17 protein-coding genes are annotated in these 15023 nt (G+C 70.9%); 5 read left to right on the top strand and 12 right to left on the bottom strand.

Features of this window, described 5'->3' with window-relative positions:
- The first annotated feature begins 33 nt into the window (after window positions 1–33).
- Window positions 34–609, top strand: coding sequence for a TetR/AcrR family transcriptional regulator (locus tag IEY87_RS01975; protein ID WP_225276826.1), 576 nt, complete (start codon window positions 34–36; stop codon window positions 607–609).
- Here the strand turns inward: IEY87_RS01975 and IEY87_RS01970 are convergent.
- The 3 genes from IEY87_RS01970 to IEY87_RS01960 are packed head-to-tail and all read right to left on the bottom strand — an operon-like array spanning window position 568 to window position 4030.
- Window positions 568–1653: an acyl-CoA dehydrogenase family protein gene (locus IEY87_RS01970; RefSeq protein WP_189136706.1), complete on the bottom strand. Its 1086-nt coding sequence runs from the start codon at window positions 1651–1653 to the stop codon at window positions 568–570. The genes IEY87_RS01975 and IEY87_RS01970 overlap by 42 nt on opposite strands.
- Entirely contained in the window at window positions 1650–2831 is a 1182-nt protein-coding gene (locus tag IEY87_RS01965) for an acyl-CoA dehydrogenase family protein (protein WP_225276827.1), read from the bottom strand. The genes IEY87_RS01970 and IEY87_RS01965 overlap by 4 nt, the downstream gene beginning before the upstream one ends.
- A complete protein-coding gene (locus IEY87_RS01960; protein ID WP_189136705.1) occupies window positions 2828–4030 on the bottom strand; it encodes an acyl-CoA dehydrogenase family protein in 1203 nt (400 codons plus the stop codon). Before IEY87_RS01960 ends, IEY87_RS01965 begins: the two co-directional genes overlap by 4 nt.
- A gap of 106 nt (window positions 4031–4136) precedes the next feature.
- Between IEY87_RS01960 and IEY87_RS01955 the strand changes: the two genes are divergently transcribed.
- Window positions 4137–4736 carry a GNAT family N-acetyltransferase gene (locus IEY87_RS01955; RefSeq protein WP_189136704.1) on the top strand — a complete coding sequence of 200 codons (600 nt, stop codon included), beginning with the start codon at window positions 4137–4139 and terminating at the stop codon, window positions 4734–4736.
- Here the strand turns inward: IEY87_RS01955 and IEY87_RS01950 are convergent.
- On the bottom strand, window positions 4715–5284 hold the full coding sequence (locus IEY87_RS01950) for a TetR/AcrR family transcriptional regulator (RefSeq protein WP_225276828.1): 570 nt from the start codon (window positions 5282–5284) through the stop codon (window positions 4715–4717). The genes IEY87_RS01955 and IEY87_RS01950 overlap by 22 nt on opposite strands.
- An 80-nt stretch (window positions 5285–5364) precedes the next feature.
- On the opposite strand from IEY87_RS01950, the gene IEY87_RS01945 reads away from it, so the two are divergent.
- Window positions 5365–6597, top strand: coding sequence for an FAD-dependent monooxygenase (locus IEY87_RS01945; RefSeq protein WP_189136703.1), 1233 nt, complete (start codon window positions 5365–5367; stop codon window positions 6595–6597).
- Here the strand turns inward: IEY87_RS01945 and IEY87_RS01940 are convergent.
- The 6 genes from IEY87_RS01940 to IEY87_RS01915 form a co-directional block, all read right to left on the bottom strand.
- Entirely contained in the window at window positions 6500–7384 is an 885-nt protein-coding gene (locus IEY87_RS01940; protein WP_189137280.1) for a DMT family transporter, read from the bottom strand. The two genes, IEY87_RS01945 and IEY87_RS01940, sit on opposite strands and share 98 nt — an antisense overlap.
- 109 nt (window positions 7385–7493) lie before the next feature.
- A complete protein-coding gene (locus IEY87_RS01935) occupies window positions 7494–7883 on the bottom strand; it encodes a VOC family protein (RefSeq protein WP_189136702.1) in 390 nt (129 codons plus the stop codon).
- Between the two features lie 35 nt (window positions 7884–7918).
- A complete protein-coding gene (secA2, locus tag IEY87_RS01930) occupies window positions 7919–10075 on the bottom strand; it encodes an accessory Sec system translocase SecA2 (RefSeq protein ID WP_225276829.1) in 2157 nt (718 codons plus the stop codon).
- A 211-nt stretch (window positions 10076–10286) separates the two neighbouring features.
- Window positions 10287–11186: a DMT family transporter gene (locus IEY87_RS01925; RefSeq protein WP_189136701.1), complete on the bottom strand. Its 900-nt coding sequence runs from the start codon at window positions 11184–11186 to the stop codon at window positions 10287–10289.
- Between the two features lie 248 nt (window positions 11187–11434).
- Window positions 11435–12250 carry an SAM-dependent methyltransferase gene (locus IEY87_RS01920; RefSeq protein ID WP_189136700.1) on the bottom strand — a complete coding sequence of 272 codons (816 nt, stop codon included), beginning with the start codon at window positions 12248–12250 and terminating at the stop codon, window positions 11435–11437.
- A gap of 143 nt (window positions 12251–12393) precedes the next feature.
- Complete coding sequence (locus tag IEY87_RS01915; RefSeq protein ID WP_189136699.1) at window positions 12394–12990, bottom strand: nucleotidyltransferase; 597 nt, start codon at window positions 12988–12990, stop codon at window positions 12394–12396.
- 102 nt (window positions 12991–13092) lie between these two features.
- Here IEY87_RS01915 and IEY87_RS01910 point away from each other — a divergent pair, with 102 nt between their 5' ends.
- Entirely contained in the window at window positions 13093–13566 is a 474-nt protein-coding gene (locus tag IEY87_RS01910) for a DUF1360 domain-containing protein (RefSeq protein ID WP_225276830.1), read from the top strand.
- Between the two features lie 121 nt (window positions 13567–13687).
- Entirely contained in the window at window positions 13688–13837 is a 150-nt protein-coding gene (locus tag IEY87_RS01905) for a GPGG-motif small membrane protein (protein WP_189136697.1), read from the top strand.
- Window positions 13838–14028: 191 nt separating this feature from the next.
- On the opposite strand, the gene IEY87_RS01900 is transcribed toward IEY87_RS01905, so the two are convergent.
- Together IEY87_RS01900 and IEY87_RS01895 are read right to left on the bottom strand one after the other, a co-directional pair.
- Window positions 14029–14757, bottom strand: a complete 729-nt coding sequence (locus tag IEY87_RS01900) for a metallophosphoesterase family protein (RefSeq protein WP_225276831.1) — start codon at window positions 14755–14757, stop codon at window positions 14029–14031.
- Entirely contained in the window at window positions 14750–15001 is a 252-nt protein-coding gene (locus tag IEY87_RS01895) for a BON domain-containing protein (protein ID WP_189136695.1), read from the bottom strand. Before IEY87_RS01895 ends, IEY87_RS01900 begins: the two co-directional genes overlap by 8 nt.
- Between the last annotated feature and the right edge of the window lie 22 nt (window positions 15002–15023).

Here is a 15023-nt window from a genome sequence, read left to right as displayed (position 1 = left end):
TATGCTTAGAGGGTGACAGTGAAGGAAGAATCCGTGCGCCAGAGGCTGCTGAGCGAGGCCACCCGGCTGTTCGCGGAGCACGGCTTCGAGGGCACCTCGGTCCAGGAGATCGTCGTGGCCGCCGGTGTCACCAAAGGCGCCATGTACCACTATTTCAACTCCAAGGATGACCTGCTGCACGAGATCTACGGTCGCGTGCTGCGCATGCAGATGGACCGCCTGACGCGGATCGCCGATGGCACGGGCACCGTCGTCGAGCGGCTGCACCGGGCGGCGGCCGACGTCGTGGAGACCACCAGCGCCAACCTCGACGACTCCACGATCTTCTTCCGCTCGATGCACCTGCTCGCGCCCGAGACCCGCAAGAACGTACGCGCCGAGCGCCGCCTCTACCACGAGCGCTTCCGCGACCTGGTGCTGGAAGGCCAGCGCGAGGGCGTCTTCAGCGACCGGGTGGCGGCGGAGCTCGTCGTCGACTACTTCTTCGGCTCGGTGCACCACCTGTCCACCTGGTTCCGCGCGGACGGGCCGCTGACCGGCGCCCAGGTGGGCAAGCAGTTCGCCGACCTACTGCTGGCCTCCCTCGGGGCCGGGCACGTCGGCGAGTGAGGCCAGCGCCTCCCGGTGGTCGCCCGGCGTGCCGAGCGCGATCTCACTCGCCTTGGCCCGCTTGAGGTAGAGATGCAGGGGATGCTCCCAGGTCATCCCGATCCCGCCGTGCAGCTGCAGCGCCTCCTCCGCCACGCGTACGGCCACCCCCGCGTTCCACGCCTGGGCCACAGCCGCCGACACAGCCGCCGACGCCTCCGAAGCCTCCGAAGCCTCGGCGGCGGCGTTGCGAGCCGCCGCCTTGGCCCTGACCACGTCGAGCCAGAGGTCGGCCAGCCGGTGCTTGATCGCCTGGAAGGAGCCGACCGGCCGGGCGAACTGGTGACGCTCCTTCACGTAGGCCACCGTGGTGTCCAGGCACCACTGCGCCACGCCGTACTGCTCGGAGGCCAGCAGCCCGGCGCCGAACAGCAGCACCTGCGCCAGGTCCACGTCGCCGAGCCGGGTGGCGGCCGCGTCGTCGAGCGTGACGGTCGCGACCGGCCGGGTCAGGTCGAGCGACGGCACCACCCGCACCTCGGCTCCCTGAACGGCGTAGAGGCCGCCGTCGACCGGCACGAGCAGCAGGTCCGCGACGTCGGCCCCGGCCACGCCGGTGACCGTGCCGGACAACCGCTCCCCGCCGTCCGCCACCCGCACCGACCCACCCCTGAGGGGTTGGTAAGAGGAGGCGGCGAACGAGACCACGAGCGCGGCCGTGGCGCTGCCGTCGGCGAGCCGTTCGAGCAGGTCACCCGCGCCCGCCTGGATCAGCGCCCGGGTGGCGAGCACCGAGCTGGTGAAGAACGGCACCGGCGCGACGCCCCGGCCCAGCTCCTCCAGCACCACGGCCACCTCGCTGGCCGACGCGCCGGCGCCGCCGTGCTCCTCGGGGATGAGCAGTCCGGCCACCCCGATCTCCCCGGCCAGCGTCTTCCACAGGCCCAGGTCGTACGGATCGGACTCGGCGCGCTTGAGTACGGCGGCCGGCGGGCAGCGGTCGGCGAGCAGGCCGCGCACGGCGGCGCGGAGCTCCTCCTCGACTTCGGTGTACAGGAGGGTCATCGCGGCAGGTCCTTCCAGGGCACGTCCTTGTCGATGCGGGGCTCGGAGGGAAGGCCCAGCACGCGTTCGGAGATGATGTTGCGCAGGATCTCCGAGGTGCCGCCTTCGATCGAGTTGCCCTTGGCGCGGAGATAGCGGTAGCCGGGGCCACGGCCGTAGAAGTCGACCGTGTCCGAGCGGCGGAAGGTCCAGTCGTCGTAGCCGAGGTCGCGGTCGAGCTCCACCTCCAGGCCGGACAGCACCTGGTTGAGCCTGGCGAACGACAGCTTCATGCCGGAGCCCTCGGGGCCGGGCTGCCCGGCGGCCAGCTGCTCGCGCAGCCGCGCCCCGGACAGGCGGGTCACCTCCGCCTCCACCCAGAGCGACAGCAGCCGCTGGTGCAGGTCGTGCGTGCGCAGCTCGGGCCGCTCGCGCCAGGTGGACAGCACGGGGCCGAGCATGCCGCCGCCGCGCCGTACGGGCGCGCCGCCGATCGCGACGCGCTCGTTCATCAGGGTGGTCTGGGCGACGCGCCAGCCGTCGCCCACCTCGCCGAGGCGCAGGTCGTCGGACAGGCGCACGCCGGTGAGGAAGACCTCGTTGAACTCGGCCTCGCCGGTGATCTGCCGCAGCGGGCGCACCTCGACGCCGGGCGCGTGCATGTCGCAGATGAAGTACGTCATCCCACGGTGTTTGGGCACGTCCGGGTCGGTACGGGTGACCAGGATGGCCCATCGGGCGTGGTGGGCGCCCGAGGTCCACACCTTCTGGCCGTCGACGACCCATTCGCCGCCGTCCCTGACCGCGCGGGTGGCGAGGGTGGCGAGGTCGGATCCGGCGCCGGGCTCGCTGAAGAGCTGGCACCAGATCTCCTCGCCGGTCCACAGCGGCCGCAGAAAGCGCCGCCGCTGCTCCGGCGTGCCGAAGGCGAGGATGGTGGGGGCGGCCATGCCCAGCCCGATGCCCTGCACGCCGACGTCGAGCTGCGGCGTGTGGGCGAGCTCGTGCTCGACGAGCTGCTGCAGGTCGCGCCCGAGGCCGAGCCCGCCGAGCCCCTCGGGGAACCACACCCAGGCCAGCCCGGCGTCGAACCTGGCCCGCAGGAACTCCAGCCGGTCCCCGGCCGGGTCGTGCTCGCTCAGCAACGCGGCGACGCGCTCCTTGAGCCGTGTCTCGTCCACTCCAGCTCCCGTCGTCACATGTACTTCTTGAGTTCGCGGTAGGCCAGCGACCGCTTGTGCACCTCGTCGGGACCGTCTGCCAGGCGCAGCGAGCGGGCGCCGGCCCAGAGCCCGGCCAGCGGGAAGTCCTGGGAGACGCCACCGGCGCCGTGCGCCTGGATGGCCTTGTCCAGGATCCACTCGACGGCGATCGGGGTGGAGATCTTGATGGCCTGGATCTCGGTGTGCGCGCCCTGGTTGCCGACGGTGTCCATCAGCCAGGCGGTCTTGAGCACGAGCAGGCGCAACTGCTCGATGCGGATGCGGGACTCGGCGATCCAGTCCTGGACCACGCCCTGCTGGGCGATGGTCTTGCCGAACGCCGTCCGGCTCAACGTCCTGCGGCACATGAGCTCGACCGCGCGCTCGGCCATGCCGATCAGCCGCATGCAGTGGTGGATGCGGCCGGGCCCGAGCCGGGCCTGGGCGATGGCGAAGCCGCCGCCCTCCTCGCCGATCAGGTGGTCCACCGGCACCCGGACATCGGTGAAGACGATCTCGGCGTGGCCGCCGTGGTCGGCGTCGCTGTAGCCGAAGACGTGCATGCCGCGCTTGATCTCCATGCCGGGGGTGTCGCGGGGCACCAGCACCATGCTCTGCTGACGATGCGTGGGCGCCTCCGGGTCCGTCTTGCCCATGACGATGAAGATCTTGCAGGCGGGGTTCATCGCGCCGGAGATGAACCACTTGCGGCCGTTGATGACGTACTCGTTGCCGTCGCGGGTGATCGAGGTGGCGATGTTGGTGGCGTCGGAGGAGGCCACGTCGGGCTCGGTCATCGCGAACGCCGAGCGGATCTCGCCGTCGAGGAGCGGCCGCAGCCACTCCTTGCGCTGCCAGTCGTTGCCGAACATGGCCAGCACTTCCATGTTGCCGGTGTCGGGCGCGGCGCAGTTGGTGGCCACCGGGGCCAGGTGCGGGCTGCGGCCCATGATCTCCGCCAGCGGCGCGTACTGCAGGTTGGTCAGTCCGGCGCCGTGGTCGCCGGGCAGGAACAGGTTCCACAGGCCGCGCTGTCTGGCCTCGTCCTTCAGGTCGTCGATCAGCGGCGGAGCGCCCCAGCCGCTGGTGGCGGCCTGCTCCTCGAAGGCGTGCTCGGCCGGGTAGACGCATTCGTCCATGAAGAGCAGCAGACGCTGGCGCAGGTCCTCGGTGACACTGTCGAAGGCGAAGTCCATGAACGGAGGCTACCGACCGGCCGGTATGCATGTCGACAGGTGGTTCCCGGCAAAACCACCCATGTGGCCATCACCCCAGGCCACGGACCACCCATAGGGTCACGCCATGACCGCTGATCTGCCCGCGCCCGTGGTGCTGGAGAACGACCTCGTCCGTCTGGAACCGCTGACCCTGGACCACCTGCCCGACCTGTTCGCCGCGTCGGGCGGCGACGAGGAGGTCTGGCGCTGGCTGCCCGCCAAGACGCCGAGCACCGAGGCGGACCTGGCGGCGATCGCTCGCTCCCTGCTGGAGGACGACCGGCACATCCCGCTCGCGGTGATCGTCAAGGAGACCGGCAGGGCCGCCGGCTGGACCACCTACATCGACGTGCCGGGCTTCGAGCAGAGCATCGAGATCGGCTGGACGTGGTACGGCAGAGCCTGGTGGCGCTCGGCCGTCAACACCGGCTGCAAGCTGCTGCTGATCGACCACGCCTTCGACAAGCTCGGCTACAACCGGGTCCAGCTCAAGACCGACATTCTTAACGTACGTTCGCAGAATGCGATCAAGAGGATCGGCGGGGTGCACGAGGGCACGCTCCGGCGCCAGCGCCCGAGGCCGGACGGCACCTGGCGCGACACGGTCTACTTCGGCATCCTCGACGAGGAGTGGCCCGCCCACCGAGCCCGTCTGACGGCGGCCTACGCGGAACCCGGCGCCTGACTTCCCAGCATGCCCGCCAGCAGCTCGCGAACGGCCTCGCGGAGTTCGTCGAACGTCGGCTCGACGCCCGCTCCGGCTATCGCGTCGAACATGATGCCCTCGCCGAACGCGACCATCTGGCGCGCGTGCCGTACCGGATCCGTCGAGCCTGCGGTGGCGAGCAGGGCGACGGCGGGGTCGCGGAAGCGGCGGCCGGCCCGGTCGTAGATCGCGCGCAGCTCCGGCCGCCTGGTCGCCTCCAGCGCCAGCTCGTAGCGGGCCAGGGTGCGCCTGCCGTCGCGGAGCTGGACCTGCAGCACCTGGGCCATCAGGTCCGGCAGGTCGCCGGGGGCCTCCCCGGTCAGCGCCGCGGCGAACACCCGCTCCTCCAGCTCCGTCAGCCGCGACAGGGTGAGCTCCAGCAGCGCGGCGCGGGTGCGCGCCAGGTTGGAGGTCGAGCCGGGCGGCAGGCCCGCCACCTCGTCGACGGCCCGGTGGGTGAGGCCGCGCATGCCCCGCTCGGCCAGCAGGGTGATCGCCGCCTCGGCGACGGCCTCGGAACGCTTCACGGACCCTGATACTACGCGTGTAGTGACGGAACTACGGATGTAGTAGCCTGACACTACAGACGTAGTTAAGGAGCGCTGCCATGGCGAAGGCCGTAGTGATCGGCGGGGGCATCGGCGGGCTGACCGCCGGCATCGCCCTGCACCGCGAGGGCTGGGAGGTGAGCGTGCTGGAGCGCGCCCCCAAGCTGGAGCCTGTCGGGTCCGGGCTGGCCATCGCCGTCAACGGGCTGCGCGCGCTCGACACCCTGGGTCTCGGTGACGCGGTGCGCAGGCTGTCCCGCGTCCAGGGCCAGGCGGGGATCCGCGCCGCCGGCGGGCGCTGGCTGACGCACACCACCGAGGACACGGCGCGGCGGCGCTACGGCGACTCGGTGGTGGTGCTGCTCCGCGCCACTCTCGTGGATCTGCTGGTGGACGCGCTCGGGCCGGAGAGGCTGCGCCTGAACACCACCGTCACCGCCGTGGACGCCACCACCGGCGACCTCCACACCACCACCACGGACCCGGGGACGACCATCGGTGACGTGCACCTCACCACCACCGGCTCGCAGAAGGCCGCCGGCGACAGGGATGCGCTGCGGGCAGATCTGGTCGTGGCCGCTGACGGCGTCAACTCGGCGGTGCGTGCCACACTCTTCCCCGGGCATCCCGCCCCCGCCTATGCGGGGGTGACCGCCTGGCGCGGGCTGGTGCCGCGGCCCGACGTTCCGGTGCCCAGCGCGGAGAGCTGGGGCAGGGGCACCGTGTTCGGCGCCCACCCGATCAGTGACGACCTGGTCTACTTCTACGCCACCGACCTGTCACCGGCCGGGGCCGCCCACGGTGACGAGCGGGCGGAGCTGCTGCGCAGGTTCGGCGGCTGGCACCAGCCGATCCCGGCCGTGCTGCGCGCCGCGGACCCCGCGCGGATCATCCGCAACGACCTCTTCTACCTGCGCGAGCCGCTGCCCGCCATGCACGCGGGCCGGGTGGCGCTGGTGGGCGACGCGGCCCACCCGATGACGCCCCACCTCGGCCAGGGCGCCTGCCAGGCGATCGAGGACGCGGTGGTGCTCGCGCGGCTCGCGGACGGCGACCTGGCCGCCTATACCGAGGCCCGCCTGCGGCGGACCGCCGAGGTGGTACGCAGGTCCATGTCGATCTGCGCGCTGACCAAGCTGCGCAACCCCGTGGCCGTGGCGCTGCGCGACAGCGGAATGTCGCTGGCCACCCGGCTCACGCCCGATCTGATGCTGAAGTCAATGGACGGGATTCTGGGCTGGCGGCCGCCGCCACGGACGGGGAATGGTCAGGAGCCAGCCGCCCCAGCGTGATCGTGCCGGCGATGGTCAACGCCGCCGCGAGCAGCGCGGGCACCGCCGTGGCGGAGCCGGTCGGCAGCGGCTCGCCGAGCAGGATCGCACCGGCCAGCACCGAGGTGATCGGGTCGATGACCTGCACGCCGGCGTAGGCGATGCCGAAGTAGCCGACCGCGTAGGAGCGCTGCAGCAGCACCACCGCGCAGACCAGCAGCACCGGCACGGCCAGGGTGAACCAGTGCAGCAGCCGCCCCCAGTCGCCCTCCATGCCGCCGCCGACCACCCGGACGAACGTGGACACGCTCGCGGTGACGGCGCCCGCCCCGATGGACAGCAGCATGGCCCGGCCCGGCCCGTGGGTCCGGCTCGCGGCCACCTGGCTGACCAGCACGATCACCCCGATCACGGCGATGAACGCCAGGGCGGAGCCGTTGCCGAGCCGGGGCGTGACGTGATGCTGCGGCACCAGGATCATGAGCCAGAGCAGGCCCACGGCCACCGCGATCGAGCCGAGGATCTCCGCCTTGTGCGGCTTGCGGCCGTACATGAGCGCGGCCAGCGGCACCGCGAAGACCAGCGTGGCCACGCTGATGGGCTGCACGGCGACCAGCGGCGCGAAGCTCAGCGCGACGGCGTGCAGACTCGCGCCCGTCATGCCGATGACGCCGCCGATCCACCAGCGAGGGCGTCTCACCAGTCTTAACGAGGCGCCCTCGGCCACCGCTTCGTACTGCTGCAGCGCCGCGCCGAGTGCGTATCCCAGCGCGCCGGCCAGGGCGATGGCCACACCGACCCAGGTCATGGGCACCCGCGCAGGGTCCGAGGTCCGTCCAGGAGCATTGACCCAGCTTAGAGGTGAAGCAATGCCCCCGAATCATCCTTTAGGCCAATTTCGGGGTGAGCCCAGGGGCCTAGGAACCGCTATCTGGCGTCTCCGGGCAGACGCACAGGAGGTGGCCCTCAGGGTCCTGAAGGACGATCCAGCGGGTGCCCTCCTCGGTGACGCCCGGCTGGAACTCCGGCTTGGTGGCGCCGATCGCCAGGTATTCCTCGACGGCCCGCGCCACGTCCGGCACCCGGAAGTCGAGATGGAACTGCTTGTCCGGGCTCGGCCAGACCACCGGCTTGCGCTCGGGCACCCGGCCGAAGTAGATGCTCGTGGTGCCGTCGCTCACGGCGGCGTACTCGTCCTCGGCGTACTGAATGTCGAACCCGGTCACCTGGTGGTAGAACGCGGCCAGCTTCCTGGGCTCCGCGCAGTCGATCGTGAACGCTATGAGATTCGCCTTGGTCGTCGTCATGTCCCAAGGCTCGCAGCCGTACCTGCCACCTTCTGTCAGGTACGGGAAGCGCGTGCGCTCGAACTCATCCGCTTGAGGATCCGATCCCACTCGGTGCCGAACGGGTTGTCCTGCACCAGGTAGGTCCAGGTCGCCTCGGGCCGCTTCAGATCCGGCTCCGGCGCCTCGAACGACTCCAGCGAGCGCCGCTCCACCTCGGCCTGCAGCGATTTGTACTCGGCCACGGCCTCCCGGTGGAACTCGTCCACCGGGCTCATCCGGCCCAGCGCCCGCAGGTGGATGCCCTCACGCAGGTCGGTGAGGAACGCCAGATGCTCGGTCCAGCACTGGTCGATCGCGTGCAGCACGATCTGCCTGGCCGTCTCCTGCCGGGTCTCCTCCGGCAGCGACGCCCAGCGCTCGGGGTCGGCCGCCGCCAGCGCCTTGGCCGCCGAGTCGCCGTGCAGGACCTTGTCGCGCCACTCCATGATCAGCTCCCGCTGCTGCTCCAGCAGCCGGGTGTAGCGCCAGGTGTTGCGGTGGATCTGCAGGTTGACGCCCTCCGCCACCCGCTGGGCGTGCCCGACGAGATAGGCGCCCCGGCGGTGCCGCACCAGGCCGTCGGCGTCGGCGGCCGGCGGGCGCTCGTCCGGCGTGAACTGGGTGATCAGCTCGTCCCCCATGCTGACGAAGAACACCGAGCCGCCCGGGTCGCCCTGCCGGCCCGCCCGGCCGCGCAACTGGTCGTCCAGGCGGCTGCTGGCGTGGCGGCCGGAGCCGATCACGTACAGGCCGCCGAGCTCGGCGACGCCGTCGCCGAGGCGGATGTCGGTGCCGCGCCCGGCCATCTGGGTGGAGACGGTGATGGCGTCGCGCTCCCCCGCCTTGGCGATGATCGTGGCCTCTTCGGCGTCGTTCTTGGCGTTGAGCACCACCGGCCGCAGGTTGCGGCGCTGCAGCAGCTTGGCCAGGCTCTCGGACTCGGCCACGTCGAGGGTGCCGATGAGGATGGGCCGGCCGGTGGCGTGCGCCTCCTGGATCTCCTCCACCAGCGCCGCGTCCTTGTCGGGCACCGTCGGGTAGATCCGGTCCGGCTCGTCCTTCCTGACGCACGGCCGGTTGGACGGGATCACCGCGACCTTCAGCCCGTAGAACTCGCCGAGCTGCTCGCTCACCGCGACGGCCGTGCCCGTCATGCCGCACACCGTCGGATAACGCCTGACCAGGCCCTGGACGGTGATCGAGTCCAGGATCTCGCCCTTCTCGCTCGGCGGCAGCGCCTCCTTGGCCTCCACCGCCGCCTGCAGCCCGTTGGGCCAGCGCTGCAGCATCGCGACCCGGCCGCGCGAGGGGTTGATGAGCTGCACCTTGCCGTCCCGCACGATGTAGTCGACGTCGCGCGACAGCAGCGCGTGCGCGTGCAGGGCCAGGTTGAGCTCGATCAGCGTGCCCGGCTCGTGCTCGTCGTAGAGCTCCACGCCCAGCAGGTTCTCGACGGTCTCGGCGCCCTTCTGGGTCAGATAGACATTGCGCGCCTGGTCGTCGATCTCGTAGTGGTAGCCCCTGATGAGCTGCCTGACCAGCACCGCCATCTCCGGCACCGCACTGCCCGCGTCGGAGGCCCCGGCCATCACCAGCGGCACCCGCGCCTCGTCCACGAGCACCGAGTCTGCCTCGTCGATCAGCGCCACCTCCGGGTCCGGCACGATGATCGCGCTCGCGTCCGTCCGCAGCCGGTCGCGCAGCACGTCGAACCCGATCTCGCTGACGGGCCCGTAGGTGACGTCCTTCGCGTACGCCTCCCGCCGCTCCTCCGGCGTGGACCCCTGGCCGATCCAGCCGACACTGACCCCCACCGCCTCGTAGAACGGCGCCATCCACTCGGCGTCCCGCCTGGCCAGGTAGTCGTTGACGGACATGACGTGCACCCGCTTGCCCTGCAGCGCGTATCCCGCCGCCGCCATGGCCCCGGACAGCGTCTTGCCCTCGCCCGTGGCCATCTCCGCCACTTTCCCGTCCAGCAGGGCGAGCGTCCCCAGCAACTGCACGTCGTAAGGCCTGAGCCCCAGCGTCCGGTCGGCCGCCTCCCGCGCGACGGCGCAGAACTCGGCCAGGTCGCTCATGTCCGGCGTCGGCAGCTCGTCCAGCCCGCCGATCCGATCGCCGCGATCACCCGCCGCTTTGACGATCTTCCGGTAAGGGGTCAGGTTCACGCCTCCGGGACGGTCCAGAAGGTTCCTGACAATCGCTGTAATAGACGCCACAGTTCCTCCAACGCGCGCTCCGCCGGCACCGTTCCCTCCGTGCCGTCCGCAGGCTCGGGGAGCGGAGCGACGAGTGCGGCAAGCGTCGCCGTACGGACCCTAACCCATACCGCCCACCACACCGTCACACCGCTCACCCGAGCTCACCTCATCCGCGCCCTCAGCGCGCTGACAGGCGTCGTGACGCGCGCCGCCGTGCCGCCGGCAGCGCCGCCGGGATCACCATGGCCAGCAGCAGCAGCGCGCAGCCGGTCCAGGCGGCGGGGGTGAGCCGCTCACCGAACAGCAGCACGCCGAGCACGGCCGCGCCGGCGGCCTCCCCCAGCGAGACGATGGACACGGTGGTGGCCCGCAACGCGGTCAGCGCCCGGAAGAACAGCCCGTAGGCCAGCGCGGTCGGCACCACACCCAGGTAGACCAGCAGCGCCACGCTCTCCCCGCTCACCCGGGGCAGCACCCCGCCCGCCAGGGCGAGGGGAGCCAGGCAGATCGCGCCCACGACGAACCCGCCCACGGCCATCCCCTCGGGCTCGTCGCGATACCGCCGGGAGAACAGGGTGACCGCCGCGTACCCGGCGGCCGACAACGACCCCAGCCCCACCCCGGCCGCCGCGCCACCGCCAGGACCGGCGGCGACGGCGGTTCCGCCGGTGAGGAGGAGCAGGCCGGCGAGCGCGGTCACCAGGGCGTACCGTCCGGTCCGGCCCAGGCGCTCACCCAGGAACAGGCGGCTGCCCAGGGCGGTGAACAGCGGGGTCGCCCCCATGGTGACCACGGTCGCCACCGCCACCCCCGACTCGGCGATGGCGGCGAAGTAGGCCGTCTGGTAGACGGCCATCCCGAGACCCACCAGCGCGACCCGCCCGTTGGGACGCCACAGGCGGACAGGGGTGAAAGGGAGAAGGAAGGCGGCGCCCAGCAGGTAGCGCCAGAAGGAGACGTCCAGGGCATCGAGTCCGCCCGAGGCGAACAGCAGGGCGCCGGCGGCGCCACCGGTGCCCCAGGCCGCTGCGGCGATCGCGACGTACACGGTGGCACGTCGAGGAGAAAGGTCGGTCATGACAGATTGCTCCGGGGTGGAGTGGTCGAGATGGGCCCGGTGTGCGGGCAGCAGCCACCCCCGGATCGGTCAGACCCGGAAAATCAGGAATCGCCGCCCGCTACTGGGCGGGCGGAGGGGAGCAAAGAAAATCGCGCGGCACAGCCGTACTCTATTCCTCTGCCGGAAGGCGGTCGGAACCCGCAGGCGGCGGAGCGCGGAGGCGTCGGGACCCGCAGGGGTCGGAGCCGCGAGGCGTCGGGGGTGGGTCAGGGTTTGCGGGCGACGCCGCCCAGGAGGAGTTCTTCCCAGGGGGTGAGGGGGCCGGGGAGGCGGTCGTCGGGCCGCCATTGGGGGAAGTGGACGACGCCCGGCTCCACGAGTTCCAGGCCGTCGAAGTAGCGGGTGACGGCCTCGTGGGAGCGGAAGTGGCCGGTGCCCATGGTCATCTGAAGCATCGCCTCCAGGGCCCGCGCCTTGGGGTTGAGGCCGGCGAGCATGTTGGAGGCCGCCAGGTAGCTGCCGGACGGCAGGGCGGCCAGGTAGCGCCTGACCAGGGCGTGCGGGTCCTCCCGGTCGGGGATGAGGTGCAACAGCCCGATGGCCAGGACGGCGACCGGCTGGGTCAGGTCGATGAGCCGCGCCGCCTCCGGGTGGCGCAGCACCGCGTGCACGTCACGGGCGTCGGCGGTGATCGCCGTGGCGTGCGCGTTGCCGGACAGGATGGCGCGGGCGTGCGGCTCCACCATGGGGTCCAGGTCCACGTACAGGACACGGGCCGCCGGGGAGGCGAACTGGGCCACCTCGTGCGTGTTCTCGATGGTCGGCAGGCCCGCGCCCAGGTCGACGAACTGCCGGATCCCGGCCTCGCGAACGAGGAAGTCCACGACTCTGCCGGTGAAGGCGCGCGAGCACCAGACGAGGTCGACCACGTCGGGCACGGCCGACTTCATGGCGCGGGCCACGGTACGGTCGGCGGCGAAGTTGTCGACGCCGCCGAGGAGCGCGTCATACACGCGGGCGACGCTCGGCTGCTCGACGTCGACTCCGGGAGGGGTCCACTCGGCTTCGGGGCGGATGGTCACGCGGGCCCCCCTTTGATGAGGTGTGCGCGGATCGTATCCGCACCCGGCATCTCAGCGGGAGGGGGAAGCGTGAACAGGCAGTGAGGCCGCGCGGCCTCACTGCCAGGTGACTCCCCCGCAGGCCGTACGGAGATGTTCGGCTCTCACGGCCAAGTGGGGTCCCCCGCGGGCTGGACGGGGGCGTTCAGGACGCCCAGGCGTTCGAGCAGGGTGAGGAACGTGGCCGCGTACGGCGAGTGGGCGGTCACCGCGGCGACCCGCGGCCAGTCCACCTGCTCACGCAGCGCCCGCACCTGGGGCAGGAGGGCGCCGTAGTCGCAGGCATGCTCCGACATCGGCAGCAACCAGGACACGACCAGGTCGGTCGCCTCCAGCACGGGGACGATCATGGCCGACGCCTTCATCGGCTCGGCCCGGTCGAGCAGTTCGTCGGTGACCGGCTGGTCGGACACCTTGAAGATCAGGTCCACCAGTCTGCCGTCGTCGAAGGCCTTGACCAGCCAGTCCTCCGGGGGTTTGGCCGTCGTGAAGCCCATCTCGCGCAGCGCTTCCAAGGCAGCGGGGATGTCGTGCTCGGTGACCACGAAATCGACGTCGTGCAAGGAAGGCGCGGCTCCTCTGGCGTAGGCCGCGCACCCGCCCGCCAGCGCGTACTTCACCCCCGCGTCCTTCAACCCGGAGCTGGCGCGTTTGAGCGTGTCAAGGATGGCGTCAGTGACCTCATGGCTATGGCTGCTCATGGAGTCGCGCTACCCGCAGGCAGGCCGAGTAGGCGTTCGGTCGCCCGCGTGCGCGAGTATGGCGATGCGGTACGGGTAGCGCCAGGCTTTATGACCCAATTCATGGACAAGACCGAGCAGGACTACCAGGGCGAGCACGACCGGCCGCTGGGCACGTACGTCCGCATCTTGGCCGTTTACGGGGGCGTGGTGGCCACCGCCACGGTGGCCGCGGCGGTGACGGGACGGCGGTTGCCGGAGCGCATCGGGCTGATGGACCTGGGGCTGATGGCGGCGTGCACGCACAAGGTGGCGCGGCTGGTGGCCAAGGACCCGGTGACGAGCCCTCTGCGAGCGCCCTTCACCCGATTCGAGGGCGTGAGCGGGCCGTCGGAGCTGAAGGAGGAGCCCCGCAACACCGTCGGCGAGCTGCTGAGCTGCCCGTTCTGCATCGCCCAGTGGGCGGCCACCGGATACGCCATCGGCCTGGTGTTCGCGCCGAGGTTCACCCGGCTGGCCGGCGCGGCGATGACGGCGGTGGCCGCGTCGGACTGGCTGCAGCTCGCCTACGCCAAGCTGATGAAGTCGGCCACCTAGCCGGCCCTGGAATGCCACCGGCCGTGGGATCGCTCCCGCGCGTGGGACCGGAAACAGGGTCCTGACCGGGCCGGACAGGAAAACATGTTAATAGATGAATCGCAGGGGCAGCTCTGGACTCATGGTTACTTTGCTCTGGATTCTCGCGGTAGTTCTCGTCATCGCCGGCATCTATGTGATTCTGGCTCGTCGCGATCTCCTGTGGGGGATCGTACTGATCGTTCTCGGGCTGCTGGTGGGTCCGGGAGGGGTCAGCATCTTCAATGTCTAGGGGCGCCCGTCGCCCCAGCCGTCCCTCCACTGGGCCGGGACCCGAGAGCGGCCCAGTGGACAATGACCGCTTATCGCCCTTCCTCTCGGGCTTGGGAAGGGCGTCTCTAATGAAGGTTTGCTGACGATCGCACGCGAAAAGCGGCCGGCTTCCTCAAGCCGGCCGCTTTCGCTGAATAACTGAACAGCTGACTATTCGCCGTTCATGGCAAGGCAGTAGACCGCATAGGCCCGCCCGATCACCGGCAGCGCGACGTTGCGCACCCGGATCCCGCCCGGCGTCATGCCCTTCTCACTGCCCTTGTGCGCGTGACCGTGCAGGATCAGGTCGGCACCCGCCGTGTCGACCGCCTCCGCCAGCAGATAGCTGCCGAGGAACGGGTAGATCTCCAAGGGCTCGCCCTCAAGGGTCTCCTTGACCGGCGAATAGTGCGACAGCACCACCCGGTGGTCCGCCTGCACCTCCTTGAGCGCGACCTGCCACGCCTCGGCGATGAGCCGGGTGTGCCGGACGAGGTCCTTGATCTCCCGCTCGCCGAACTCGCTCGCGCACTTGCCGGCGAACCCGCCGCCGAAGCCCTTGCCGCCGACCACGCCCAGCTTGGTCCCGCCGCACTCCACGACGGCCCAGTCGTCGTCGAGCACGGTCACACCGGCGTCCCTGAGCTCACCGGCGATCTCGTGCTGCAGGTCGGAGTGGTAGTCGTGGTTGCCCAGCACGGCGACGACCGGCAGCGGCAGATCGCGGAACTCGTCGGCCACCAGCCGCCCCTCCGCCAGGGTGCCGTGCCTGGTGAGGTCGCCCGCCAGCATCAGCACGTCGGCGCGCTCCTCGATGCCCTCCAGGCGCTTGCGGTAGTGGCCTCGGGCGTCCTCGCCCAGGTGGATGTCCCCTACGGCCGCGATGCGTAGGTCAGTCAAGGTGCTCATCCTCTCCGGGCGCGCTCGCGTCGAGAATCCTGATCTCGTTGTGCAGGTGAAGGGCCGGGGCGGTCTCGTGGGCCACCTCACCGAGCCTGTCCCGCTGTCCGGGCTCGCTCACCTGACCACGCAGAAAGAGCTGATCGCCGCGAATGTCGACGCGGATGCCGAGCTCGTTCGTGCGCGCGTCCTCGGCCAGCGCCTGCTGGACGCGGGCCGCGACGTACTGCGGAGCTTCTCCCATCGTTTCCTCCTTCTCCGAACGC

The sequence above is a fragment of the Nonomuraea glycinis genome, assembly GCF_014646515.1.
Taxonomy (GTDB): Bacteria; Actinomycetota; Actinomycetes; order Streptosporangiales; family Streptosporangiaceae; genus Nonomuraea; species Nonomuraea glycinis.
This window is presented reverse-complemented; position numbering and strand designations above follow the sequence as displayed.

Excerpts from the sequence above, each read along its gene's own strand:
- IEY87_RS01970 (WP_189136706.1), bottom strand. The coding sequence starts at position 1,653 with ATGACCCTCCTGTACACCGAAGTCGAGGAGGAGCTCCGCGCCGCCGTG.
- IEY87_RS01960 (WP_189136705.1), bottom strand. The coding sequence starts at position 4,030 with ATGGACTTCGCCTTCGACAGTGTCACCGAGGACCTGCGCCAGCGTCTG.
- IEY87_RS01955 (WP_189136704.1), top strand. The coding sequence starts at position 4,137 with ATGACCGCTGATCTGCCCGCGCCCGTGGTGCTGGAGAACGACCTCGTC.
- IEY87_RS01945 (WP_189136703.1), top strand. The coding sequence starts at position 5,365 with ATGGCGAAGGCCGTAGTGATCGGCGGGGGCATCGGCGGGCTGACCGCC.
- IEY87_RS01940 (WP_189137280.1), bottom strand. The coding sequence starts at position 7,384 with ATGACCTGGGTCGGTGTGGCCATCGCCCTGGCCGGCGCGCTGGGATAC.
- IEY87_RS01935 (WP_189136702.1), bottom strand. The coding sequence starts at position 7,883 with ATGACGACGACCAAGGCGAATCTCATAGCGTTCACGATCGACTGCGCG.
- IEY87_RS01925 (WP_189136701.1), bottom strand. The coding sequence starts at position 11,186 with ATGACCGACCTTTCTCCTCGACGTGCCACCGTGTACGTCGCGATCGCC.
- IEY87_RS01915 (WP_189136699.1), bottom strand. The coding sequence starts at position 12,990 with ATGAGCAGCCATAGCCATGAGGTCACTGACGCCATCCTTGACACGCTC.
- IEY87_RS01910 (WP_225276830.1), top strand. The coding sequence starts at position 13,093 with ATGGACAAGACCGAGCAGGACTACCAGGGCGAGCACGACCGGCCGCTG.
- IEY87_RS01905 (WP_189136697.1), top strand. The coding sequence starts at position 13,688 with ATGGTTACTTTGCTCTGGATTCTCGCGGTAGTTCTCGTCATCGCCGGC.
- IEY87_RS01895 (WP_189136695.1), bottom strand. The coding sequence starts at position 15,001 with ATGGGAGAAGCTCCGCAGTACGTCGCGGCCCGCGTCCAGCAGGCGCTG.